This is a genomic window from Verminephrobacter eiseniae EF01-2 (genome assembly GCF_000015565.1).
GTDB lineage: Bacteria > Pseudomonadota > Gammaproteobacteria > Burkholderiales > Burkholderiaceae_C > Acidovorax > Acidovorax eiseniae.
On the sequence record NC_008786.1, the window covers coordinates 638287 to 661941 of the forward strand.

The following is a 23655-nucleotide window of genomic DNA, read 5'->3' on the forward strand; positions in this document are numbered from 1 at the left end:
TCCTGCCCTTGCCCCTGCGCACCGGCGTCAAAGCAGCGCCTCGATCTGGCTATAGCCGATGTTTTTGCCGTTCGCCAGGGTCAGCACCAGTTGCCCGTTTTCGGCGCCGACCGCGCTGATCTTGGACAGACTGAGCGCGGTCGCATCCAGCGCGCCCGCCCCATTGGCCGCCGTGACGCGAAACTGCAACCCGTCGGTGGCGCCGGCGTAGTGGCTGGCGTCCCAACTGAATTCATGCCGCCCGGCGTCCTGTGCGCCCAAGTCCATGCTGTCGAGCACCTGGCCGCCGGCCGTCATGATCTCGACCTTCACGCCGGTGGCGGCCTGGGCCAGGTCGAAACCGCCCTGCCCGGTCTTGCCGGCCATCGACAGGGCCGAGCCCTCGGTCATCACGCTGCGCCCCACCAGGGCCGCGCCCTGCATGACCTGCAAGGCGTCGAACTGCGCGGCCATGCGCTGCATGGTCTGGTTGAGCTGCTGTATGCCGGTGACCGTGTTGATCTGCGCGATCTGCGAGGTCATCTGGGCATTGTCCAGCGGATTCATCGGGTCTTGGTTGTTCAATTGCGCAACCAACAATTTCAGAAACCGGTCCTGGGCCGCCGACGGGTCGGTCACGGCCTGGGCCTTGGCGCCCGTCATGCCGGGCGCGGCAGTGGCGGCAACGGCGGCTGTGGCGACCTGGGGGGCCGCCGTGCCCGGCAGGGCCTGCGGGGCCTGGGTGGCATTGGCAATCATGGCGGGTCTTTCGGGGATGGCGGGGATGGCGGGCGCGGTTACTGGCCCAACTGCAACGTCTTGAGCAGCAGCGACTTGGCCGTGTTCATGACCTCGACGTTGTTCTGGTACGAGCGCGCGGCGGAAATCATGTCGACCATCTCCTGCACGGCGTTCACGTTGGAATGCGTCACATAGCCCTGCGCGTCGGCCAAGGGGTGGCCGGGGTCATGCACGCGCCGGCCCGGCACCTGGCTTTCGCTGATCGCGATCACGCGCACCCCGGCTGCGCTGGGCGCGCCCATCGGCGCGGTCTGGAACACCACCTGGCGCGCCTTGTACGGCTGGCCATCCGGCCCGGCGACGGCATCGACATTGGCCAGATTGCTGGCCACCACATTCAGCCGCTGCGCCTGCGCGCTGATGGCGCTGCCGGACAGGTTGAAGATGGAAAGCATGGACATGGCCTGGTCCCCTTTTGCGCGTTGCGTGCCGCTCACTGACCCTGTATCGCGCCGAGCATGGTCTTGACGCGGCCGTTGAGAAAGCGCAGCGTGGTCTCGTAGCGCACCGCGTTGTCCACGAAGCTGGCGCGCTCGCGGTCCATATCGACCGTGCTGTTGTCCAGGCTCGGCGCGGTCTGCACGGCGTAGCCCGACGCGCCCTGCCGGTCGGCGCTGGCGCTGCCGGGCAGGGCGGGCAACGGAATATGGCGCGGGTCGGTGCTGCCGGCCCCCCGCAGGGCCAGGCCCGAACCCATGCCGGCGACCTCCCGCAGCGCATCCCCGAACTTGAAATCACGCGCCGCATAGCCCGGGGTGTCGGCATTGGCAATATTGCTGGCAATGGTGCGTTGCCGCTGCGCGCGCAACACCAGCGCAGCGCCGTGAAAACCCAACTGTCCGGTCATCTTGTCAAGCATGTCTGCCTCGCACCGTCGGTGGCAATGTTGCCAACCCCCGGGGCCTGTCGCGTACCCGTGGGGCCTGGGGCAGATTATGGAAACGGCGCCTCATTTCTAAAGCGCGAAGAACGCGCCAATGGCCGCGCAGTTGCGGGCCTTGGGCGCGGGCCATCGGCCTATGGTGACAGCGGTGCAATGGCCCCCATTCCGGCCCCCGGCCCTGCAGCCCGTGGCCCCCGGACGGCAGGCCGTCGTCAGATATCCCGGAGACCCCATGCCAGCCCATTCCCGCGCCCATTCCCGCGCCCGTTTTCGACCGTCATTCGGTCGTTCAGCCAGTCAGCCGCCGATGGCGCCCCGATCGGCAGGCGCTGCGCTGTCCGCCCTTTGCCTGGCGCTGCTGGCCCTGGCCGCAGGCCGTGCCGCGCTGGCCCAGGCCGTGGCCGATCCGGCGCAGGAGCTGGTCCCGCTGACGCAGCGCTGGCTCGATGAGGCGTTGCTGCACAACCCGCCCGCCGGGTCATTACCGAGTCTTGCGCCTGCCGGGTCGGCGCCACGCCCGTTGCGTCTGCAAGTGAGCGTGGGCGCGCTCGATGCGCGCCTGCGGCTGGCCCCTTGCGCGCGCGTCGAACCCTATCTGCCGGTCGGCACGCAACTGTGGGGGCGCACCCGTCTGGGCCTGCGCTGTGTGGCCGGGGTGAGCGCGTGGAATGTGTTCCTGCCCATTGCCATCGCGGCCTTCGGCCCGGCCTGGGTGCTGACCCGCAATGTCGCACCCGGCGCGCTGCTGACGGCCGAAGACGCCACCGAGGCCGAGGTCGACTGGGCGGCAGAGCCAGCCCCCGTGCTGGCCAACCCCGCGCTGTGGCAGGGGCAGGTCGCCGCGCGCCCACTGCGGGCGGGCCAGGTGCTGCGCCAGACCATGGTCCGGGCGCCTTGGCTGTTCCCGGCCGGGGCCCAGGTCAAGGTGCAGGTGCTGGGGCCGGGCTATGCGGTCGTTGCCGCCGGGCAGGCGCTGTCTGCCGGGGCGACGGGGCAGATGGTGCGCGTGCGCATGGACAATGGGCGTATCGTCAGCGGCATGGTGAATGCGGCGGGAACGATAGACGCCGGGCTGTGAGGCAACCCTCAAGTCCCGGGCAAATGGGTCGAAAACATGGCCATCGATGCAAACCTCCCCCCATGCCGCCTGCCGCGCCTGGCCCGGTGTCGAGCCAAGGGGGCGGCGCCAGCGGCGCCTGCCCTTCGCGGCGGCGCTCCTGGCCTGGAGCCGGTGTCCGCTGCATGGATCAGCGGCAACGGATGGGTCACTGATGCCCCGCGTCCAGCGGGGTGGTGGAGAGTGTGATGAAGATACCAACAGGTCAGACGCCGGAACTCCCGGGCGCATTGGCGCCCGCCGAGCATGCCAAGCCGGCCAGAAACGCTGCGCAATGGGTCGCCAAGGACGCGCCGGCCGCCCAGGCGGCGCCCCGCGCTGCGCTGCCGGTCACGGTTTCCATCGCTGCGCGCGCGCTGGCCCGGAGCGCCGACATTGCCGACGCCTCCGATGATTTCGACGCCGACAAGGTCCATGCCATGCGCGCCGCGATCGGCCAAGGCCAATTTCACGTCGATGCCCAGGCCGTGGCCCACAAGATGCTGGCCAACGCCCAGGAAATCCTGTCGCGCTCACGCGCTTGAACACCGGTTGCGCCAGCATGTCGCCGCAAGAATCGCTGCAAGCGGTCGAGCAGTTGCTCGATCAGGTCTCGGCCGCCCTGCTCGCGGCCGATCCGTCCGCCGTCGAAAAGCACGGCCAGGCGCTGCGCGACGCAGCGGCCCGGTGCGCGCAGCTATTGGGGCACATGGCGGCGTCCCGGCGCGGGCACTCTGCCGCGCCTTGGCAGCCACGGATCGTTGCCATCAGCCACCGGCTGCGGTTGCAGCGCGAGGGTCTGGCGCGCCTGGCAGCGCTGGCCGAGCGGCAACTCGCGGGCCTGCTGCCCCCCGGCACGGCAGCGCCCACCTATGGCGCAGGCCCGGGCGCCGCAGCCAAGCCGACGCTGGCGCGCATCTACCACGGGGCCAGCTAAGGGCTAGTGTCGCGTCACCGATCATCTGTCGGTCTGCGCTGGCCATCGAAGCGCATCGCGGCGTTGCATCGCTTGCCAATACGCTCGGTATTGGCTGCGCGATGCGCCTTGCGCTGCGCTCCGATGGCTGCGCGCAGCCTACGACATCTGATCCGTGACGCGACACTAGTGTCTCGTCACCGATCATCTGTCGGTCTGCGCTGGCCATCGAAGCGCATCGCGGCGTTGCATCGCTTGCCAATACGCGCGGTGTTGGCTGCGCGATGCGCCTTGCGCTGCGCTCCGATGGCTGCGCGCAGCCTACGACATCTGATCGGTGACGCGACACTAGGGCCGCACGGCGTGCAGGCACGCGCAGGGCCGGCAGCGGCCGCTGCGCACGCCCTCGTAAAATCAGCCCATGCTCACCGCCAAAGATGAATTGCTCGCTGCACTGGCAGCCGAGTTGCAAGCCCTGTGCGCAGGCGCTGGCGCCAAGGCTGCGCTGGAATCGCCGAAGGTGGCGGCCCATGGCGACTTCGCCTGTACCGCAGCGCTGCAACTGGCCAAGACGCTGCACATGAACCCCCGCCAGATGGCCGAAAAGCTGCGCAGCGCGCTGCTGGCCACACCGGCGTTCCAGCGCTGGGTGTCGGACATCGACATTGCCGGCCCCGGTTTCATCAACATCCGCCTCAAGCCCGCCGCCAGGCAGGCGGTGGTGTCCGAGGTGCTGGCCGCCGGCGCGCACTTTGGTTGCCAGCCGCCCAACGGCCAGCGGGTGCTGGTCGAGTTCGTCTCGGCCAACCCCACCGGCCCGCTGCATGTCGGCCATGGCCGCCAGGCGGCGCTGGGCGATGCCATCTGCAAGCTGTTTGCCACCCAGGGCTGGCAGGTGCACCGCGAGTTCTATTACAACGACGCCGGGGCGCAGATACAGACGCTGGCGCACAGCACCCGGCTGCGGGCCAAGGGCTTCAAACCCGGCGACGCCTGCTGGCCCACCGACCCCGACGACCCGGCCAGCAGGGGGTTCTACAACGGCGACTACATCCAGGACATCGCCAACGACTTCCTGGCCCAAAAGACCGTCCAGGCCGACGACCGCTCGTTCACGGCCAGCGGCGATGTCGACGACCTGGAGTCGATCCGCCAATTTGCCGTGGCCTATCTGCGCAACGAACAAGACAAGGACCTGCGGGCCTTCAACCTGCAATTTGACGAGTACTACCTGGAGTCGAGCCTGTACACCAGCGGCCGCGTCGAGGCCGCCGTGAACCGGCTGATTGCCAACGGCAAAACCTACGAGCGCGATGGCGCGCTGTGGCTCAGGAGCACCGACTACGGCGACGACAAAGACCGCGTGATGCGCAAGCAAGACGGCAGCTACACCTACTTCGTCCCCGACGTGGCCTACCACATTGCCAAGTGGGAGCGCGGCTACGCCAAGGTCGTCAACGTCCAGGGCACGGACCACCACGGCACCATCGCCCGCGTGCGCGCCGGCCTGCAGGCGGCCGATGTGGGCATCCCCCCGGGCTACCCCGACTATGTGCTGCACACCATGGTGCGCGTGGTCAAGGGCGGGCAAGAGGTCAAAATCAGCAAGCGCGCGGGCAGCTATGTGACGCTGCGCGAGCTGATCGAGTGGACCAGCCGGGACGCGGTGCGCTTTTTCCTGCTCAGCCGCAAGCCCGACACCGAGTACAGCTTCGACGTGGATCTGGCCGTGGCACAGAACAACGACAACCCGGTGTACTACGTGCAGTACGCGCATGCGCGCATCTGCTCGGTGCTGCGCAGTTGGGCCGACCAAGGCGGAGGCGACATGGCCGTGCTCAGGGCTGCCGACCTGTCGCTGCTCGACGACCCGCAGGCCCAGGCCCTGATGCTGCAACTGGGCAAGTACCCGGCGATGCTCACGGCCGCCACGGCAAGCCAGGCCCCGCACGATGTCAGTTTTTACCTGCGCGACCTGGCGGCCAGCTACCATGGCTACTACGACGCGCAGCGCATCCTGGTGGCAGACGAGCGCGTCAAGCACGCGCGCCTGGCCCTGGTCAGCGCGACCGCGCAGGTACTGCACAATGGCCTGGCCGTGCTGGGCGTATCGGCTCCGGCCAGGATGTAAGCCGTGAACAGCACGCAACGCGCAACGCAACAGACACAGACGGGCGGAACCATCGTCGGCTTCATCGTCGGGGTCATCGTGGGCCTGGGCATCGGTCTGGCCGTGACCGTCAAAGTGACCGGGGTGCCAGTGCCGTTTTTGAACAAGGGCAACGGCCGCGGCGCCGACAGCGACGCCGCCGAATCCCGCAAGAACCGGGACTGGGACCCGAATTCGCCGCTGTACGGCAAAAACCCGGTGCGCCCTCCCGCCCCGGCGGCCTCCGGGGCGGCGCCCACTGCATCGGCCGCCGAAGCGGCCAGCGCGGCAGTTCAGATGCCCTCCCCTGCTGCCGTGACCGCTGCTGCGCCCCGGCCCACCGCCAGCCAACCCGAGGCCAAAGCCAAGGCCCCTGCCGACAGCCGGCCCGGTGCCGACCCCTTCGACTACTTCGTGCAGGCCGGCGCCTTCCGCACCCAGGCCGACGCCGACACCCAGCGCGCCCAGTTGGCCATGCTCGGCTGGGAGGCGCGCGTGAGCGAGCGCGAGCAAAATGGCCGGGCGGTATTCCGGGTGCGCATAGGCCCGTTCAGCAAGCGCGACGACGCCGAGCAGCTCAAGGAAAAACTCGACAGCGCCGAGGTCGAATCGACGCTGGTGCGCGTGCAGCGCCAGACAGCGCCAGGCAGCGCCCGAGATTGAACTTTTCACCAGGGGCATGGCTCCCACCCCCTCATCCAAAACCCGACCGAAAGTCTTTGATGAAACGCCGTGAGTTTTCTTTGTCTGCCGCCGCTGTGCTCGCCACGGGCACCCTGTCCAAGCCCGCGCTGGCCCAGGCCCGCCAGTTCAGGGAGGGCCGGGACTTTCGGCGGCTGGGCACGCCCGTGACGCCCGATGCGCCTGCCGGCAAGGTCGAGGTGATCGAGTTCTTCTGGTATAGCTGCCCGCACTGCCACGCTTTCGAGGCCACGCTGAGCGCCTGGGCCAAGACCGCCCCCAAAGACATGCACCTGCGCCGCATGCCGGTAGCGTTCAACAGCAGCTTCGTGCCCCAGCAAAAGCTGTTCTATGCGCTCGAAGGCATGGGCAAGCTCGGCGAGATGCATACCAAGGTGTTTCGCGCCATCCATGAGGAAAAGCAAAAGCTGGACAAGGACCAGGATATCCTGGCCTGGGCGGGCAAGCAGGGCCTGAACGCCGCCAAGTTCAAGGAGTTCTACAACTCCTTCAACGTCTCCAACCAGGCGCGCCGCGCAACGCAGTTGCAAGACATTTACGGCGTCGAAGGCGTTCCCGCAATGGGCGTTGCCGGCAAGTTCTACACCGACGGCCAGATGACGGGCGGCGGCCTGCAGACCGTGCTGCAGGTGGTCGATTACTTGGTCGCGATGAGCCGAACCCCCAGTTCCCCAGCCCCCGACAAGCCCTGAGAAAAAGCCCGCCACCGTGGGCTTTTGTGGCGGGTCTTTGTGGTGCACGCGTGCGCCAAGCCTGGACAAGCATTTTTTCGCCCAGGCACCCATCGGTGCCATCGGGTAGCAGGTACAATACCAGCCCCAAGCAACTATCGTGCCCATGACCCCTGGCCTCCTTTCCCTTTTCCTGCTTGCCGCCCTGGCCGGCTCCTCGGGGCGCGTGCATGCAGAAAAAGCCGACCGCACCCAGCCGATGAATATCGAGGCTGACGCTTTGCGCCACGATGAGCCTACGCGGACCAGCGTGTTTTCCGGCCATGTGGTGCTGACCCAAGGCTCGATCGTGCTGCGTGGTGCGCGGCTGGAGATGCGCCAGGATGCCGATGGCCACCAGCATGGCCTGGTCACGGCCGAAGCCGGCAAGCGCGCCTTCTTTCGGCAAAAGCGCGACCGGCCGGTCGGGGCGCCCGAGGAGTTCATCGAGGGCGAGAGCGAGCGCATCGAATACGACGGCAAGGCCGACACCGTGCGCCTGAGCACCCGTGCCGAACTGCGCCGTTACCGCGCTGCGCTGCTGAGCGACCAGATCACCGGCGCCGTGATCGTCTACAGCCACCTGACCGAGGTCTTCACGGTGGACGGCCAACCATCGGCCCCGGCCGGCAACGCCGCCGAGGCTGCGCCAGCGCCGGCTGGCCGCGTGCGCGCAGTGCTTGCGCCCAAGAACCCGCCGCCGGCAGCAGCAGCAGCACCGGCTGCGCCTGCGTCGGCCCCGGTGCTGCGCCCCGACAACAGCCTGGGCAGCCCCCGGTGAGCGCTCGACCCGTGCTCGTCGACGGCCCCGCCACCGAGGTCGAAAGCCGCCTGGAGGCGTGGCACCTGGCCAAATCCTATGGCAACCGCAAGGTGGTCAAGGATGTGTCGCTGGTGGTGCAAAAGGGCGAGGTCGTCGGGCTGCTCGGCCCCAACGGGGCCGGCAAGACCACCTCGTTTTACATGCTCGTGGGGCTGGTGCGCAGCGACGCCGGCGACATCCGCATCGACGGCCAGTCCGTGGCCCGCATGCCCATTCACCGGCGCTCGCGCCTGGGCCTGTCCTACCTGCCGCAGGAGGCATCGATCTTTCGCAAACTCTCGGTCGAAGAAAACGTGCGCGCGGTGCTGGAACTGCAACGCGCAGCCGATGGCCAACCGCTCGCCCGCGAGACCATCGAAGAGCGGCTGACCGAACTGCTGCAAGAACTGCGCGTGGCCCCGCTGCGCGCCTCTGCGGCGCTGGCCTTGTCCGGCGGCGAGCGCCGGCGTGTCGAGATCGCCCGGGCGCTGGCCACGCAGCCGCGCTTCATCCTGCTCGACGAGCCTTTTGCCGGCATCGATCCCATCGCCGTGATCGAGATCCAGCGTATCATCGGTTTCCTCAAGGCACGCGGCATCGGTGTCTTGATCACTGACCACAACGTGCGTGAGACACTGGGCATTTGCGATCACGCTTTCATCATCAGCGATGGCCGCGTGCTCGCGCAAGGCACACCGTCACAGATCGTTGACAACGCCGAGGTGCGCCGCGTCTACCTCGGCGAGCATTTCAGGATGTGATGAAGCCCGGTCTGTCACTGCGCGTCTCGCAGCACCTCACACTGACCCCTCAGTTGCAGCAGTCGATCCGGCTGCTGCAACTGTCCACGCTCGAACTGACGCAGGAAATCGAGCAGATGCTCGATGAAAACCCGTTTCTCGAACGCATGTCCGACGAGGCCCCGCGCGAGGAGTTCGGCCTGGACAGCGCCGACACGCCAGCGCAAGCCGATGACTACAGCGCCGACGAAGTGCTCTTTTCCGCCGCAACCGGCAGCAGCGCCGAAGCGCTCCCTGACGCCGACACCCCGGGCAGCGCTGCGGACGAGCCCGACTGGGGCGGCGACGGCAGCGTGGAGATGGCGCCCAGCGATGCCGAATGGGGCGGCGACGCGCCGGCGAGCCAGCACAACGACGCCGAAGGCGACGGGATCGAAGCCACCGAACTGGCCCAGAGCGAAGAATCGCTGGCCGCTTTCTTGCACCGCCAGGCGCTGGCGCTGCGCCTGTCCGAAATCGACCGCGCCGCGCTGTACTTCCTGATCGAATCGCTCAACGACGACGGCTACCTGGAAGACTCGCTCGAAGAACTGGCCAGCGCCCTGGCCGGCCCGCAGAACCCGGAGCAAATCGAAGAACTGGTGCACCGCTTCACCGTCGCCCAACGCCTGCTGCAAAGCCTGGAACCGGTGGGCGTGGGCGCGCGCAATCTGGCCGAATGCCTGACGCTACAGCTCAACGCCCTGGCACGGGAGCGGGCGCCAGCCGCCGACCCGCAGACCGTGCAAACCGCCCTGCGCATCTGCCAGCAGCCGCTCCAAATGCTCGCCCGGCGCGACCTGCGCCGCCTGACCCAGGTCTGCGGCGACAGCCAGGAGGGCACCCGCGCCGCGATGGCCCTGATCGCCCGCCTGGAGCCGCACCCGGGGCGCCGCTTTGCCAATGTGCAGCGCAACGTCATCGTGCCCGACGTGATCGTGCGCAAAACCGGGCGCGCCAATGGGCGCGACGGCCGACAGCATTTCATCGTGCAGATCAACCCCGACGTGCTGCCCCGCCTGCGCGTGCACGATATCTACGCCGGCGCGCTGCGCGGCCACAGGGGCGGCGCAGGCCACCAGGGCATGCAGCAACGCCTGCAGGAAGCGCGCTGGTTCATCAAGAACATACAGCAGCGCTTCGACACCATCTTGCGCGTCTCGCGCGCCATCGTCGAGCGGCAGAAAAACTTCTTCACCCACGGCGAACTGGCCATGCGGCCGCTGGTGCTGCGCGACATCGCCGACGAACTGGGCCTGCACGAATCGACCATCAGCCGCGTGACCACCGCCAAATACATGGCCACCCCGATAGGCACCTACGAACTGAAATACTTTTTCGGCTCGGGCCTGGGCACCGAAACCGGCGGCAACGCATCGAGCACCGCCGTGCGCGCGCTGATCCGGCAATTCGTCGCTGCGGAAAGCCAGGCCAAGCCCTTGTCCGACAGCCAACTCGCCGACCTGCTCAAAGAGCAGGGCATAGAGTGCGCGCGCCGCACCGTGGCCAAGTACCGCGAGGCGCTCAAGATCGCGCCGGCCAATCTGCGCCGGACGCTTTGATGAACCCACTGCCGCTTTTCCTGCCCTGCGCCGCAGGCGTCGAGAACTACCTGGCCGATGAGGTGCACCGCATCACCGGCCTGACCGGGCAAGACCTGCTCATCGGCCGTGGCGGCGTGCTGCTGCAAGCCTCCTGGCGCGACGCGCTGCGGCTGAACCTGCACAGCCGCATGGCCCAGCGCGTGCTGGTGCAACTGGCCCAGCGCCCGTGCCGCTCGGAAAACGACCTGTACGCCGCCGCCAGCGACGTGGCCTGGGAACAGTGGTTCACCGCGCGCCAGAGCTTCAAGGTCGAAGTGACGGCCCAGCACAGCCCGCTGCCCAGCCTGAACTACGCCGGCCTGAAGATCAAGGACGCCGTGGCCGACCGCTTTCGCGCCAAAAGCGGAATGCGGCCCGACGTGGACACCCGGCGGCCCGATGTGCGCATCCACCTGCACCTGGCCGCCGACCAGGCCACGCTCTACATCGACACCTCGGGCGAGCCACTGTTCAAGCGCGGCTGGCGCGCGGACACGGGCGACGCGCCGCTCAAGGAAACCCTGGCCGCAGCCATGCTGGCCGCCAGCGGCTGGGACCCGCTGGGCCAGCAACCGACGCCGCTGTACGACCCCTGCTGCGGCAGCGGCACCATCGCCATCGAGGCCGCGCAAATCGCCTGCCGCATCCCGGCCGGCCTGCTGCGGCGCTTTGCTTTCGAGCAATTGCTGCCCTTTCAGGCCCCTGTCTGGACAGCGCTCAAAGACCAAGCCCACAGCGCGATACAGCCCGGCAGCGTGCCCATTTTCGGCAGCGATGTGGCCTTTCGCATGATCGACTTTGCGCTGCACAACGCCGAGCGCGCAGGCGTCGCCGCCGCCCTGCGCCTGCGCGGTGGCGATGCGCTCCAGCGCCAGCCCCCCTGCGCAGCGCCCGGCCTGATGCTGCTGAACCCGCCCTACGGCGAACGCATGGCCGCCGCCGGCAGCGCCGGGCGCAACGCCCACGAACGCGCCGCCGAGCGCGCCCGGGGCGCCAGCGTGGGCCGGCAAGCCGCCCATACCGACACCGAAGGCAACTTCTTTGGCCAACTCGCCGCGCACTGGAAGCAGAACTACGCCGGCTGGACCGCCTGGCTGCTGACCCCGGACCCGAAACTGCCCGGCAAGATGCGCCTCAAGGAATCGCGCCGCGTCCCGCTATGGAACGGCCCCATCGAATGCCGCCTGCTGCGCTTTGACATCATCGAAGGCTCGATGCGCGCGCCGCGTGCTGCAGCAGCGCCGAAGGCCCAAAATGACCATGGTGCTTGAGGCCGGGCCGGGCCGTTGCCGTTGGTGCGGGACACCTGCGCCAGGCTCGATCTGCTGCCGCACAGCGATTGCGCCGGCAGATATCTGGCCGTGCCGATCGGCGCTGCGAGGCCGCCTGGGCGGCGACCCACTGCCGCTGGCTTGCAGGGCTTGGGCCACGCAGAGCGACCGGGCACGACGCATCCAAGCCAGTCCGTAGCGACCCATGCCGCTGCGGCATGAAGCGCAGCAAATGTCGCGGTGGGCCTAGTGTCGCGTCACCGATCAGATGTCGTAGGCTGCGCGCCGCCATCGGAGCGCAGCGCAAGGCGCATCGCGCAGCCCATACCGAGCTGTATTGGCAAGCGATGCAACGCCGCGATGCGCTTCGATGGCCAGCGCAGACCGACAGATGATCGGTGACGCGACACGAGGTTTTCAGGCCGTCAGCCGATCGAGCAGCCGCTGCAGCGCATGGCGCATGGTGGCGGCCCGCACGGCGGCGCGGTCGCCGGCAAAGTGCTGTCGCTCGCTGTGTGTCTGGCCGTCCACGCACCAGCCAAACCATACGCTGCCGAGCGGCGTGGCGGCGCTGCCGCCGGTGGGGCCGGCCACGCCGGTCACGGCCAGGCTGACCTGCGCGCGCGAGTGGCGCAGGCTGCCCTCGGCCATGGCGCAGGCCACGGCCTGGCTGACGGCGCCATGCTGCTCGATCAGGCGGGCGGGCACGCCCAGCATGTCGGTCTTGGCGGCGTTGGAGTAGCTGACGAAGCCGCGCTCGAACCACTGGCTGGAGCCCGCCAGGTCGGTGCAGGCGGCGGCGATCATGCCGCCGGTGCAGCTCTCGGCAGTGGCCAGCATCCGGCCGCGCTCGATCAGGCACCGTGAGATGGCGGCCAAACAATCCGCTGGCGCAAGCGTTTCTTGCGCTGATCGCTCTTTTTTTGATAGTTGAATGCGGTCCATCAAAACCTCCACAGGGCCAGCGCCAGCAAGGTGCAGAAGGCGGCCACGAAGTCGTCCCACAAGATGCCCCAGCCGCCGCGCCAGCCAAGGCCCTTGAACTGGCGCTCGGCCCAGCCGACGGGGCCTGGCTTGGTCGCATCGAGAACGCGAAACAGCAAAAAGGCCAGCAGTTGCCCCGACCATCCCATGGGCATGGCCAGCCACAGCACGAGCCAGAACGCTACCACTTCGTCCCATACGATGCAGCCGGGGTCGGCCACGCGCAGGTGGCGCGCGGTGGTGGTGCAGGCCCACCAGCCGACCACGGTGCTGGCCGCAATCAGCAGGCCGATCTGCCGTTGGCTGAGCCACTGTTGCAGCACCAGGTAGGCCAGCCAGGCCCACAGCGTGCCTATCGTGCCCGGCCCCTTGGGTGCCAGGCCGGCGCCAAATCCCAGGGCGATGCAATGGGCCGGGTGGGCGAGCAAAAAGCGCCAGGCAGGGCGCAGTGCAGGCCGGGGTGCGGGGCTGGTCATGGGGTTGGTCATGATGGGGCCGAGGCGGGGCTGGCGAAGTGATCGAACGACGCATAGCGCTGGCGCACCGGCTGCCCTTGCGCATCCACCAGCCGCAGGCCCGGCCGGGCTTGCACCAGGCCGATGCGGGTCACGGGTGTGGCGCTGGCCTGCGCCGCTGCGGCCACTGCGGCGCGCAGCGCGGGCGCGGCGGTGAAGGCCAGTTCGTAGTCGTCGCCCCCGGCGAGCGTGCATTGCTGGATCAATTCGGGGTCGAGCGGGCTGCCGGCGCAGGTTGCGCAGGTTTCATATGCGCTTTCAGCGATCAAGCCCATGGTAGAGCGGGTGTCGATGCGCGCCCCCACGCCCGAGGCTTGCAGGATGTGCCCGAGGTCGCCCAGCAGGCCGTCGCTGATATCCACGGCGCTGCTGGCAATGCCGCGCAGGGCCTGGCCCAGGGCCAGGCGCGGGGCGGGTTGCTCGAGCCGCTGGCGCGCGCGCTCGAGCCGCTCGGCGGGCAGGGCCAGTTGGCCCTGTAGCGCCAGCAACGCCAGCCGGGCGTCGCCCAGGTTGCCGCTGACATAGATGTCGTCGCCGGGCCGGGCGTTGCTGCGCAGCAGGGCCTGGCCTGCCGGCACTTCGCCGAACACGGTGATGCAGATGTTGAGCGGGCCTTGCGTGGTGTCGCCGCCCACCAGTTCGCAGCCATGGGCATCGGCCAGTGCCAGCAGACCGCGCGCAAAGCCTTCCAGCCAGGGTTCATCGATGCGCGGCAGCGCCAGCGCCAGCGTGAATGCCAGCGGGCGCGCGCCGCAGGCGGCCAGGTCCGACAGGTTCACCGCCAGCGCCTTGTGGCCCAGTCGGTGCGGCGCGACATCGGCAAAAAAATGGCGCCCTGCCACCAGCATGTCGCTGGAGACGGCCAGTTGCATGCCGGCCGCAGGCAGCAGCAGCGCGCAGTCGTCGCCCACGCCCAGGGCAGCCCGGCGCACGGGGCGGGTGAAGTAGCGGGCGATCAGCTCGAATTCACCCATGCCTTCACCCATGCCCGGGCGCTCCCGGCTCAAAGCGCCAGTCCGCGAAAGCGTTGCGCGGCCTGGCGGCAGACCTCGGCGAGCAACTGCTCTTCGCGCTGGCGCTCGCGCAGCCAGCGCGCGTCGTTCTGGCCCGCCTCGACCTCGGTGCGCAGCAGGTGCAGCGCGCTGGATGCGCCTTGCGCGGCGGCGTGGCTGGCCATTTCGTCCATGGTGGCCAGGATATGCTGGCGCAGCGGCATGTGGCCGCCTGCGGCCGGGTCGACATACACCGCTTCCAGGCCAAAGCGGCAGGCCTGGAAACGGTTGTAGGTGTAGACCAGGTAATCGTCCTCTGCGGGCATGAAGGGCTGGTCGGCCAGGAACCAGGCGCCCAGCGATTGCACATATCCGGCCAGCGCGGCGGCGCGCTCTATGGTCAGCGGGGTGTCGAACACGCGGATCTCGATGGTGCCGAACTCGGGCTTGGGGCGGATGTCCCAGTAGAAGTCCTTCATGCTCCTGACCACGCCGGTGCGCGTCATTTTGTCGAAGTAGGCGCCGAAGTCCTCCCAGGTCAGCGCCAGCGGCGCGCGGCCCGAGAGCGGGAAGGCAAACACCGAGTTCAGCCGCGCGGAGTCGAACGCCGTGTCCTGGCCCTGCACATACGGGCTGGAGGCCGACAATGCGATGAAATGCGGGATGTAGCGCGACATGCGGTGCAGCATCAGCAGCGCGGCGTTGGCGTCGGGGCAGCCGATATGCACATGCTGGCCGAAGATGGTGAACTGCTTGGACAGGTAACCATATAGTTCGGACAGTTCGCGAAAGCGCGGCTTGTCGTAGATGCGCCGCTCATGCCATTGCTGAAAGGGGTGCGTGCCGCCGCCGAGCACGGCGATGTTGAGCTTGTCGGCGCTCTTGACCAGGGCATCGCGGATCGGCGTGAGCTGGCCCAGCACCTCGCTGCACGAGTGGCAGATGCCGGTGGAGATTTCTATCATGCTGTTGGTCATCTCGGGCACCACGCTGCCGGGCAACGGGGTCTTTTTCATCAGGCGCAGCATGTCATCGGCATAGGGGGCCAGGTCGTAGTCGTTGGTGTTGACCAGTTGCAGTTCGAGCTCGACACCCAGTGTCAGCGGCGCGGATCGGCTGAAGGCTTCAAGACCCATGGCTGTCTCCGTTGTGACCACGGGCCAGTGGCGCCCAGGGGATGGAGCTTTCGCCCGCGCGGTAGATGGCCACGGTGGCAATGATGGCGCCGGACATCTCCATCAGCAAGATCGCCGGCAGCGCCACACTCGCGATCACCTGGCCGGCGGCGGCGGGCGCTGCCAGCACGAACTGCGAGGCAATCAGCAGGGCGATCGACGACATCGGCGTCATCGCGCAGCCCACCCACAGGGCCTGCTGCCAGCTCGCGCCGCTGCCCACATTGCCCAGCGCCACGCCGCTGGCCTTGGCCAGCAGACGCACGGCGATCAGGGCCAGCACGACACCGGCGACCGGCGCATTCCAATCGGCCTGCGCGGCCACGGTCGAGACCAGCACGAACATCAGCATCGTGAGCAGCGACGAGGCATTGCCCAGTTGGCGCGGCCAGGCCCAGGGGCGGGGGTTGATCTGCTTGAGCAGCATGCCGCCGAGCAACGCCGCCAGCGGCGCCGAGCCGCCCATGTGCGCGGCCACGGCCGTGCCGGCAGCCACCAGCGCCAGGAACAGCATGGCGGTGTTTTCGCTGGTCGGGCTCATCAGGCGCAGGGCCACGCGCAGCACCAGGGTCAGCAGCGCCGCCACCACGATGGACACGCCCAGCACCGCCACCACCGGGTACACCGCCTCCAGCAGCGTCAGGCTCGGGCGGTTGGCCAGTTGGACGCTGGCGCTGCCCAGCGTCAGCGCGTACAGCGTCGACAAGGTGGTGAGCACGATGGCGCGTTCGGTCACCGGGCCGGCGGCCAGGGTGTCGGCCACCACGCGCGTCAGCACGGCCGGCGATGCCACCAGCGCCACCAGCGCCAGCGGGCCGGCCACCTGCGTGGGCAGATTCAGCCACACCAGCACCCAGTACACGGCAAAGTAGCTCAGCGCCGATTCGGCAATGCTTTGCACCAGCACCATCGGGTTGTGGCGAAACCAGCGCAGCGGTATGCGGGCGCCGCATTCGAACAGCACGATGGCGGCACCGAGCTCCAGCAAAAACAGGCCGATGCCCTGCAGCGGCCAGACCGCGCCGCCAAAGCCCGCCAGCCCCGCCAGCGTGCCCACCAGCGAGTAGCCGACCACCTTGGGCAGCCCGGTGTGGCGCTGTATCAGATAGCCCACCAGCGCGGCCATGGCCAGCAGCAGCGACCAGTGCACCGTCGGCAGCCCGGCCGAGGGGCGCAGCCACTGCGCCCAGAAAGTCAGCAGGATTTCATTCATCTCATCGGACCTCTGCGTCAGACAGGTTCAGCCGGCCATCGGCGCGCCGGGGTTCGCGCCGGGCGCAAAGGGCAGCGCGCCCACGGCAGCCCGGCAGCGGCAGACGCCGGCACGCCCCTCGCCGGGCCGACGCGCCCGCCACACCAGGCGCTGCGCCCCAATCGGCCCGGGGGGCGAGCGCTGCGCGCGTCAATGCAGCACCCGCCCGCCCGACGGCGCATCCGGCAGGCCATGGTCGATCGCTTCCAGCACGAACAGCGGCACCGGGGTGACGAAGAGCGCGCCATCCTCGGCCACGCAATGGAAACTGCCGTGCATGGTGCCGCTGGCGGTGTGCAGCCGGCAGCCACTGGTGTACTGAAACGACTCGCCGGGCTTGAGCAGGGGCTGGCGCCCGACCACGCCCAGGCCCTTGACCTCTTCGGCAAGGCCGCCCGAGTCATTGATGATCCAGTGCCGGGAAATCAGTTGCGCCGGAACCTGCCCGGTGTTGGTGACGGTAATCGTGTAGGCAAAGCAGAACACCCCGGTGTCCGGCGCAGACTCCTCGGGCAGGTATTGGGGCTGCACTTGCACATCGAACTGGTACTTTGGCATGGACGCAATGGTAACCGTGGCGCCGCGTGCGCCGCGCAGCCAAAACCCCATGCGCCATGCGCTTTGCGACAATCGGCGCATGAGCCGCAAATTCCGCATCACCCCCTCGATCCTGGCCGCCGACTTTGCCCGCCTGGGCGAGGAACTGCGCGCCGTGATTGCCGCAGGCGCCGACTGGATCCATTTCGACGTGATGGACAACCACTACGTGCCCAACCTCACGGTAGGCCCGATGGTGTGCCAGGCCCTCAAGCCGCATGCCCAAACCGCCTCTGGCGCGGCCGTGCCGATCGACGTGCACCTGATGGTGGCGCCGGTGGACGCGCTGGCCGCCGCCTTTGCCGATGCCGGCGCCGACGGCATCAGTTTCCACCCCGACGCATCGCCCCATGTGCACCGCAGCATACAGGCCATCCGCGCCAAGGGCATCGAGACCGGCCTGGTGTTCAACCCGGCCGAACCGCTGGATGTTCTGGACTGGGTGATAGACGACATCGACCTGATCCTGATCATGGGCGTGAACCCCGGTTTTGGCGGGCAGGGCTTCATCGACTCGGCGCTGCGCAAGATCGAAGCGGCACGCAAACGCATCGCCGCATCCGGCAAGGACATCCGCCTGCAAGTGGACGGCGGCATCAAGCCCGACAACATCCGCCGCGTGGCCGACGCCGGTGCCGACACCTTCGTCGCCGGCAGCGCGATCTTTGGTCAACCCGACTACCGGCAGGCGATAGCGGCGCTGCGCGGGCAGCTTGGCTGACTCCCCAAGCGGATTGCCAGGCGCGGAACCGAGGAAAAGCACCTGGCCGCCGCCCTGCGCAAAACCCTGCCCTGGCGGCTGTGCTGCCTGCGCGCCAACGCCAGGCTACACTGACGGCGCAGCCACGCTACAGCGCCTTGAAAATGAGCACCACCATCCACCTCGCACAGTTCACCGTGGCACCTGTGGTGCGTTCTGGCGGCGGCACTGCTGCCCCTGGGTTGCGCCTGGCTTGCCAAGAGCGGCAGCGGGGGCTTCGACAACCATGATCCGCGCGCCTGGCTGGCGCGGCAGACCGGCTGGCATGCCCGCGCCCATGCCGCGCAGGCCAACAGTTTCGAAGCCTTGCCGTTCTTCATCGGCGCCGTGATCATTGCGCACATGCTGGGTGCGGGGCAGACGCTGCTGGACATCCTGGCGCTTGTGTACGTCATGCTGCGCATCGCTTACGTGGGGCTGTATGTCGCCGACATGCCCACGGCCCGTAGCGCGGTGTGGGCTGGCGGGTTCCTGGCCAACAGTGCCATCTTCCTGATCGGCTATCGCTGAGTCTTGCGCCTGGAGGCTAGTGTCGCGTCACCGATCATCTGTCGGTCCGCGCTGGCCATCGAAGCGCATCGCGGCGTTGCATCGCTTGCCAATACAGCTCGGTATGGGCAAGCGATGCGCCTTGCGCTGCGCTCCGATGGCTGCGCGCAGCCTACGACATCTGACCGGTGACGCGACACTAGGCGTCGTGTGGCACTTTGCGGCGCCCTCCGTGGCATCCCGTTGCGGCCAGGTAAAGCCGGATGCGGTCTGGACTTGCCTGCGATACGATGGTTGCGCTGCGGCATTGGCATTGCCATGTCGCCCGTTGCCATGACCCTGCCTGCTCCCGGTCGCCGTGCCTTTGGCACTGCCTGCGCCCTGTCGGCGGCAGTGGTATTTGCGCCTGCGGTGATGCGCACGCGGCCGGGCGCCGCCGGGTTGGGGCGTGTCACCGTTGCCGTGGGCGGGCAGGGCGTGCTCTATCACTTGCCGCTGGCGCTGGCGGACTGCCTGGGTTATTTTCGCGCCGAGGGCCTGGAGGTGGTGGTGCGCGATTTTTCAGCCGGCGCGCAGGCCCGGCAGGCGGTGCTGCGCGGTGCTGCGGATGTCTATTCCGGCGCCTTCGAGCATATCTTTCGGGCGCAGGCCAGCGGCCAGGCCTGCCGTGCGCTGGTGCTCCAGGGGCGGGCGCCGCAACTGGCTTTGGGGGTTTCGCTGCGCGCGCTGCCCGGGTACAGGGATCCGGGCGATCTGGCGGGGCGGCACATTGGCGTGTCGTCCATAGGCTCTTCCACCCACTTGGCCGCCAGTCTGCTGTTGCTGCGCTCCGGTGTCGCCCTGCGCCATGTGGCATTTGTCGGTGTGGGTTCGGGTGCCCAGGCGCTGGCTGCGCTGCGTTCGGGCCAGGTGCAGGCCCTGTGCCATGCCGATCCGATCATGACGCTGCTCGAACAAAGGCAGGACACCCGCATCATCGGCGAACTGCGCTCGCTCAAGGCTGCGCAGGACATGTTCGGCGCCAGCATGCCGGCCGGCAGCCTGTGCGCCCCCCAGGCATTCATCGAGCAGCAGCCTGCGCAAGCCCAGGCGCTGGTCAATGGCATCGTGCACGCGCTCAAGTGGCTGCATACGGCGGCGCCGGCAGACTTGGTCAAGGCCGTGCCTGCGGCCTACCTGCTGGGCGACCAGGGTCTGTATCTGGCCGCTTTCAGCCGCGTGCGGGAGACCTATTCCACCCACGGGCTGATGCCTGACGATGGCCCGGCCACCGCGCTGCGGGTGCTCACGCATGTGCAGCCGCAATGGGCCGGCGCGAAGCTGGACCCGGAGTGCGCCTACACCAACGAGTTTGTGCACCGGGCCAGGCAAAAGTACGATGTCTGATCCCATTGCCGAAGCATCCGTGCACTTTGTCGGCTTCGCTTGCGCGTTCACGGACGATTTGGAAATGGAATGACGGCGCCTCACCGGGCATCAGCGGGCGTTAGCGGTGCTGACCCGCGGGCGCCGCGCCGATGTTGCCTGGCGCTTGCCGCGCGCCTGACGCACCGGCAAATACACCACCACCGACTGCCCCGTCTTGAACGCCGCATGGGCGCGCACACCGTTCCATCTGGCCACGCTGGCGGCGGCCAGCTTGTAGCGCCGGGCAATGCTGGCCACCGTGTCGCCCTTGCCGGCACGCACGGTGGTGCGGCGGGTCACGGGTTCGGGCGTCAGCCCGAGTTGGCCGTTGTCTGCCAGGTGCGAGGACACGTCCTGGCTGGCGCCCGAGCGCGGCACCATCAGCGCCGAGCCGGCCTTGATCCGCATGCGCGGCGGAATCTGGTTCAGGCTGCGCAATTCGCTCTCGCTCATGCCGGTGCGCTGCGCGGCCTCGGCCACGCTCATCGTGGCGGGCACGGTCCACACCGTCCAACTGGCGTACTGGCCCGCGCGGTGGGCTTGCAGGTTGTGCTGGAACAGCTTGGCGTTGTCCCAAGGCAAAAGAATCTGCGGCGTGCCTGCGGCCAGGATCACCGGGCGGTGCAATGAGGGGTTGAGCGCGCGAAAGTCTGCTTCGCGCACCCCGGCCAACGTGGCTACCAGGGCCACGTCGATGTCGTGCGGGATGTCCACCGTCTGGAAGTAGGGGTGGTTCTCGATCAGCGGCAACTCGGTGTCGAAGGCTTCGGGATGGGCCACGATGTTCTTGACGGCCTGCAGCTTGGGCACGTACAGGCGGGTTTCGGCCGGCATGCTCAGGTCGGTGTAGCCGGTGCCCAGGCCCTGCTTCTGGTTGCGGGCGATGGCGCGGGCCACGCGGCCTTCGCCCCAGTTGTAGGCGGCCAGCGCCAGGTGCCAGTCGCCAAACATGGTGTAGAGCTTTTGCAGGTAGTCCAGTGCGGCCCGGGTCGAAGCCAGCACGTCACGGCGGTCATCGCGGAAAGCGTTTTGCTTGAGGTCGAAATAGTTGCCGGTGGCCGGCATGAATTGCCACATGCCTGCGGCTTTGGCGCTGGAGATGGCCTGGGGGTTGAACGCACTCTCGATGTAAGGCAGCAGCGCCAGCTCGGTGGGCATGCCGCGGCGTTCGATCTCTTCGACGATATGGAACAGGTACTTGCTCGAGCGCTCGGTCATGCGCTGCATGTAGTCCGGGCGCGCGGCATACCACTGCTCGCGCTCTTGCACCAGGGCGTGTTGCAGATCGGGCATCGCAAAGCCGCGGCGGATGCGATCCCACAGGTCCGCCGGGGCGGACAGCGACGCCACCTCGCCACTGCTGGCCTGGACGGCGGTGATGGGTTGCAGGGGCTCATCGGGAATGTCGGGCGTATGGGCAGTGTGTGCAGTATTTGGCGGGTTGGCGGCGGTGGCGGGGCTGGCGGGGTCCGGGCTCTGCCGGGGCGCGATGTCTTGGCCCGATGCCTTGCCGGCGCTGGCCGCCGTCTGCGGCGGCGCTGTCTGCGGGATGGTGCAGCCTGTGAGCCAGAGCAGGCCGGCCAGGCCGGCCCAGCGGACGAGGGGTAAAAATGTCATCGGAACCCGTTTTTCCACTGGCGCAGCGCGGCCAATACCGTCACCGCATCGTCAGCCTGCACCTGCGCGTCATGGCCCTGGGCCGCGCGGATCACCGCAGCTTGGCGCACCCGCAAAAAGGGATTGATCTCCCGCTCCAGTTCCATGCGGGACGGCAAGGTGGGCCGGTTTTGCGCCCGCAAGGCCGCGCAATGGCGGCTGTAGTCGCGCAAGGCGGCGTTGTCGGGCTCCACGGCAGTGGCGAATTTCAGGTTGGACAAGGTGTATTCGTGCGCGCAGCACACCAAGGTGTTGCCGGGCAGGGCCGCCAGCCGATCCAGCGACGCCAGCATTTGCGCAGGCGTTCCCTCAAACAGCCGTCCGCAGCCGCCCGAGAACAGGGTGTCGCCGCAAAAGAGCAGCGGCGCACCGTCCATCTGCGGGCAGTAGTAGGCAATATGGCCGGCGGTATGGCCGGGCACATCGATGACCTCCAAGCGCAGGCCCAGGACATCCACCGTATCGCCTTGCGCCAGGCGCACCAGGGGCTCGGGGACGGACTCGCGCGCCGGCCCATGGACGCTGGCCCCGGTCGCATTGCGCAAGGCTTCGACCCCGCCGACATGATCGGCATGGTGGTGCGTGACTAGAATGGCCTGCAACTGCAGGCCCAGGCGGCGCAGGGCATCCGCCACGGGCGCGGCCTGACCCGGGTCGACGACGATGGCCCGGTGGCCGTCGTGCAGCATCCACAGGTAATTGTCGGCAAAGGCGGGCAACGCTAGCAAATTCATGAGCGCTCCGATTATAGGTTTGCACCACTGGTTCGATTCCCCGCCAGGCCGATATCTGCTGGCGTGGGAGCAAGCATGCTTCGACGAGGCGGTGGTCGACATTTTTGGTTATCACAGCCTGCAGCTTGGCGTGCCGCTGCTCGATGGCCTGCGCGCAAACCGCATGCCGTACCGGTGGCTGGCACTTGGGCAGGAGGTGGCAGGAGGCGCCAGCGCCGCAGCGCAGACGCCGGCCGAGGGCGCCGCAGCGCCGCAGCGCCAGCGCCAGCAGGCGGCCCTGCTCGCCGAGCCTGTGGCCTTGCCCTTTGCGGCGGCCAGCCTGGACCTGATCGTCTTGCCCCACACCCTGGAGTTGAGCATCGACCCCCATGCCGCATTGCGCGAGGTGGAGCGGGTGCTGATGCCGGAAGGGCGCGTGGTCATCAGCGGCCTGAACCCGACCAGTTTGTGGGGCCTGCGCCAGCGGCGCGCCCGTTGGTACCGGCACCTGGGTCATGGCACGCCGTACCTGCCGGAAGTGGGCGAACTCATCGGATACTGGCGCCTGCGCGACTGGCTGCGGCTGTTGGGTTTCGAGGTCGAATCCACCCGTTTTGGCTGTTATCGTCCCGCCGTGCGCAACGCCCAGTGGCTGGAGCGCTTTGGCTGGATGGACGCCCTGGGCGAAAAATGGTGGCCGATCTTGGGCGCCGCCTATTTTCTGGTGGCGGTCAAACGGGTGCACGGCATGCGCCTGCTCAACCCCGCCTGGCGCAGCAGCCGCCAGCGCGCTGCCACCACGGTGCCCCTTGCGAATTCAACCAACTCCAGCAAGAACGGGCGCGGCCCACGCCGCCACCTCGATGGACAGGAGCCGCTGGCGTCGCGCCCTTGCGGGGCTGGCGCCGCAAGCGACCCGGGGGGATGCGCACCATGACGGCCATGAACCACAACCACAGACACGGGAACACAGCGTGAACCAAGTAGAGATATACACGGATGGCGCCTGCAAGGGCAACCCGGGCCCGGGCGGCTGGGGCGTGCTGCTGCGCTCGGGGCCGACCGAAAAAGCGTTGTTTGGCGGCGCACTGGGCACCACCAACAACCGCATGGAGTTGATGGCGGTGATCGAGGCGCTGTCGGCCCTTCAGCGCCCCTGCGCCGTCACGCTGTATCTGGACAGCGAATATGTGCGCAAGGGCATCACGGAATGGATCCACGGCTGGAAGGCCAAGGGCTGGCGCACCGCCGCCAGGCAGCCGGTGAAAAACGTGGATCTGTGGCAGCGCCTGGATGCGCTGGTGAGCACCGGCGGCCATCGCATCGAATGGCGCTGGGTGAAGGGGCACTCGGGCGACCCGGGCAACGAACGCGCAGATGCGTTGGCCAACCGGGGCGTCGATCAGGCACTGGGGCGCGGGGCCCTGGCATCGGCCGAATGACG

General features: G+C 68.2%; 27 protein-coding genes and 2 pseudogenes. 16 read left to right on the forward strand and 13 right to left on the reverse strand.

The genetic code is table 11. The features are described from left to right. Window positions 1-27: 27 nt before the first annotated feature. The 3 genes from VEIS_RS02775 to flgB are packed head-to-tail and all read right to left on the reverse strand — an operon-like array spanning window position 28 to window position 1639. A complete protein-coding gene (locus VEIS_RS02775; RefSeq protein WP_011808365.1) occupies window positions 28-738 on the reverse strand; it encodes a flagellar hook assembly protein FlgD in 711 nt (236 codons plus the stop codon). A 38-nt stretch (window positions 739-776) separates the two neighbouring features. Next, window positions 777-1181 carry a flagellar basal body rod protein FlgC gene (gene flgC / locus VEIS_RS02780; protein ID WP_011808366.1) on the reverse strand — a complete coding sequence of 135 codons (405 nt, stop codon included), beginning with the start codon at window positions 1179-1181 and terminating at the stop codon, window positions 777-779. Between the two features lie 32 nt (window positions 1182-1213). Then, complete coding sequence (gene flgB, locus VEIS_RS02785) at window positions 1214-1639, reverse strand: flagellar basal body rod protein FlgB (RefSeq protein ID WP_011808367.1); 426 nt, start codon at window positions 1637-1639, stop codon at window positions 1214-1216. A gap of 331 nt (window positions 1640-1970) precedes the next feature. Between flgB and flgA the strand changes: the two genes are divergently transcribed. The 3 genes from flgA to VEIS_RS02800 all read left to right on the forward strand — a co-directional run bounded on the left by flgA (window position 1971) and on the right by VEIS_RS02800 (window position 3696). Further along, window positions 1971-2741, forward strand: coding sequence for a flagellar basal body P-ring formation chaperone FlgA (flgA, locus tag VEIS_RS02790; protein WP_049773796.1), 771 nt, complete (start codon window positions 1971-1973; stop codon window positions 2739-2741). A gap of 227 nt (window positions 2742-2968) precedes the next feature. Next, window positions 2969-3304, forward strand: coding sequence for a flagellar biosynthesis anti-sigma factor FlgM (gene flgM / locus VEIS_RS02795; protein WP_011808369.1), 336 nt, complete (start codon window positions 2969-2971; stop codon window positions 3302-3304). Between the two features lie 17 nt (window positions 3305-3321). After that, complete coding sequence (locus VEIS_RS02800) at window positions 3322-3696, forward strand: hypothetical protein (RefSeq protein WP_011808370.1); 375 nt, start codon at window positions 3322-3324, stop codon at window positions 3694-3696. Here VEIS_RS02800 and VEIS_RS31450 read toward each other — a convergent pair. Further along, window positions 3695-4207: pseudogene (locus VEIS_RS31450) on the reverse strand (hypothetical protein); the annotation flags it as partial. The gene VEIS_RS02800 and the pseudogene VEIS_RS31450 sit on opposite strands and share 2 nt — an antisense overlap. Between VEIS_RS31450 and argS the strand changes: the two are divergent. The 7 genes from argS (at window position 4097) to VEIS_RS02835 (ending at window position 11671) form a co-directional block, all read left to right on the forward strand. Further along, window positions 4097-5806: an arginine--tRNA ligase gene (gene argS / locus VEIS_RS02805; RefSeq protein WP_011808371.1), complete on the forward strand. Its 1710-nt coding sequence runs from the start codon at window positions 4097-4099 to the stop codon at window positions 5804-5806. The pseudogene VEIS_RS31450 and the gene argS sit on opposite strands and share 111 nt — an antisense overlap. A 3-nt stretch (window positions 5807-5809) precedes the next feature. Further along, on the forward strand, window positions 5810-6487 hold the full coding sequence (locus VEIS_RS02810) for an SPOR domain-containing protein (RefSeq protein WP_011808372.1): 678 nt from the start codon (window positions 5810-5812) through the stop codon (window positions 6485-6487). A 59-nt stretch (window positions 6488-6546) separates the two neighbouring features. Continuing rightward, window positions 6547-7218 carry a thiol:disulfide interchange protein DsbA/DsbL gene (locus tag VEIS_RS02815; RefSeq protein ID WP_011808373.1) on the forward strand — a complete coding sequence of 224 codons (672 nt, stop codon included), beginning with the start codon at window positions 6547-6549 and terminating at the stop codon, window positions 7216-7218. 145 nt (window positions 7219-7363) lie between these two features. Further along, window positions 7364-8017, forward strand: coding sequence for a lipopolysaccharide transport periplasmic protein LptA (lptA, locus tag VEIS_RS02820; RefSeq protein WP_011808374.1), 654 nt, complete (start codon window positions 7364-7366; stop codon window positions 8015-8017). Next, window positions 8014-8799 (forward strand): LPS export ABC transporter ATP-binding protein, encoded by a 786-nt coding sequence (gene lptB / locus VEIS_RS02825; RefSeq protein WP_049773797.1) that lies wholly within the window; start codon window positions 8014-8016, stop codon window positions 8797-8799. The genes lptA and lptB overlap by 4 nt, the downstream gene beginning before the upstream one ends. Further along, window positions 8799-10379 carry an RNA polymerase factor sigma-54 gene (locus VEIS_RS02830; RefSeq protein ID WP_011808376.1) on the forward strand — a complete coding sequence of 527 codons (1581 nt, stop codon included), beginning with the start codon at window positions 8799-8801 and terminating at the stop codon, window positions 10377-10379. The genes lptB and VEIS_RS02830 overlap by 1 nt, the downstream gene beginning before the upstream one ends. Continuing rightward, window positions 10379-11671, forward strand: coding sequence for a THUMP domain-containing class I SAM-dependent RNA methyltransferase (locus tag VEIS_RS02835; protein WP_011808377.1), 1293 nt, complete (start codon window positions 10379-10381; stop codon window positions 11669-11671). Before VEIS_RS02830 ends, VEIS_RS02835 begins: the two co-directional genes overlap by 1 nt. A 257-nt stretch (window positions 11672-11928) precedes the next feature. On the opposite strand, the gene VEIS_RS25360 is transcribed toward VEIS_RS02835, so the two are convergent. The 7 genes from VEIS_RS25360 to apaG all read right to left on the reverse strand — a co-directional run bounded on the left by VEIS_RS25360 (window position 11929) and on the right by apaG (window position 17147). Further along, window positions 11929-12081, reverse strand: a complete 153-nt coding sequence (locus VEIS_RS25360) for a hypothetical protein (protein ID WP_157048376.1) — start codon at window positions 12079-12081, stop codon at window positions 11929-11931. Window positions 12082-12088: 7 nt separating this feature from the next. Further along, window positions 12089-12616, reverse strand: coding sequence for a CinA family protein (locus VEIS_RS02840; RefSeq protein ID WP_011808378.1), 528 nt, complete (start codon window positions 12614-12616; stop codon window positions 12089-12091). Beyond that, entirely contained in the window at window positions 12616-13143 is a 528-nt protein-coding gene (locus VEIS_RS02845) for a phosphatidylglycerophosphatase A family protein (RefSeq protein ID WP_011808379.1), read from the reverse strand. The genes VEIS_RS02840 and VEIS_RS02845 overlap by 1 nt, the downstream gene beginning before the upstream one ends. Beyond that, on the reverse strand, window positions 13140-14144 hold the full coding sequence (gene thiL / locus VEIS_RS02850) for a thiamine-phosphate kinase (RefSeq protein ID WP_041950460.1): 1005 nt from the start codon (window positions 14142-14144) through the stop codon (window positions 13140-13142). The genes VEIS_RS02845 and thiL overlap by 4 nt, the downstream gene beginning before the upstream one ends. A 29-nt stretch (window positions 14145-14173) precedes the next feature. Then, complete coding sequence (locus VEIS_RS02855; protein ID WP_011808381.1) at window positions 14174-15298, reverse strand: YbdK family carboxylate-amine ligase; 1125 nt, start codon at window positions 15296-15298, stop codon at window positions 14174-14176. Continuing rightward, window positions 15288-16550 (reverse strand): cation:proton antiporter, encoded by a 1263-nt coding sequence (locus tag VEIS_RS02860; RefSeq protein WP_011808382.1) that lies wholly within the window; start codon window positions 16548-16550, stop codon window positions 15288-15290. Before VEIS_RS02860 ends, VEIS_RS02855 begins: the two co-directional genes overlap by 11 nt. Before the next feature lie 189 nt (window positions 16551-16739). Next, entirely contained in the window at window positions 16740-17147 is a 408-nt protein-coding gene (gene apaG, locus VEIS_RS02865; RefSeq protein WP_011808383.1) for a Co2+/Mg2+ efflux protein ApaG, read from the reverse strand. A 79-nt stretch (window positions 17148-17226) separates the two neighbouring features. Between apaG and rpe the strand changes: the two genes are divergently transcribed. From rpe to VEIS_RS02880, 4 genes and pseudogenes are all read left to right on the forward strand, one after another. Then, window positions 17227-17907, forward strand: coding sequence for a ribulose-phosphate 3-epimerase (gene rpe / locus VEIS_RS02870; protein WP_011808384.1), 681 nt, complete (start codon window positions 17227-17229; stop codon window positions 17905-17907). 143 nt (window positions 17908-18050) lie between these two features. Further along, window positions 18051-18456 (forward strand): annotated as a pseudogene (locus VEIS_RS02875) (MAPEG family protein). Between the two features lie 19 nt (window positions 18457-18475). Next, the gene (locus tag VEIS_RS30175; protein WP_232287824.1) at window positions 18476-18772 is read left to right on the forward strand and encodes a hypothetical protein; all 297 of its coding nucleotides are present in this window, start codon (window positions 18476-18478) and stop codon (window positions 18770-18772) included. Further along, a complete protein-coding gene (locus VEIS_RS02880) occupies window positions 18754-19821 on the forward strand; it encodes an ABC transporter substrate-binding protein (RefSeq protein ID WP_011808386.1) in 1068 nt (355 codons plus the stop codon). The genes VEIS_RS30175 and VEIS_RS02880 overlap by 19 nt, the downstream gene beginning before the upstream one ends. Window positions 19822-19911: 90 nt before the next feature. Here VEIS_RS02880 and VEIS_RS02885 read toward each other — a convergent pair whose 3' ends face one another. Continuing rightward, window positions 19912-21459 carry a transglycosylase SLT domain-containing protein gene (locus VEIS_RS02885; RefSeq protein WP_011808387.1) on the reverse strand — a complete coding sequence of 516 codons (1548 nt, stop codon included), beginning with the start codon at window positions 21457-21459 and terminating at the stop codon, window positions 19912-19914. After that, entirely contained in the window at window positions 21456-22232 is a 777-nt protein-coding gene (gloB, locus tag VEIS_RS02890; protein WP_011808388.1) for a hydroxyacylglutathione hydrolase, read from the reverse strand. The genes VEIS_RS02885 and gloB overlap by 4 nt, the downstream gene beginning before the upstream one ends. On the opposite strand from gloB, the gene VEIS_RS02895 reads away from it, so the two are divergent. Together VEIS_RS02895 and rnhA are read left to right on the forward strand one after the other, a co-directional pair. After that, complete coding sequence (locus VEIS_RS02895; protein ID WP_049773800.1) at window positions 22231-23148, forward strand: class I SAM-dependent methyltransferase; 918 nt, start codon at window positions 22231-22233, stop codon at window positions 23146-23148. The genes gloB and VEIS_RS02895 overlap by 2 nt on opposite strands. A gap of 37 nt (window positions 23149-23185) precedes the next feature. Continuing rightward, entirely contained in the window at window positions 23186-23653 is a 468-nt protein-coding gene (rnhA, locus tag VEIS_RS02900; RefSeq protein WP_011808390.1) for a ribonuclease HI, read from the forward strand. Window positions 23654-23655: the final 2 nt, after the last annotated feature.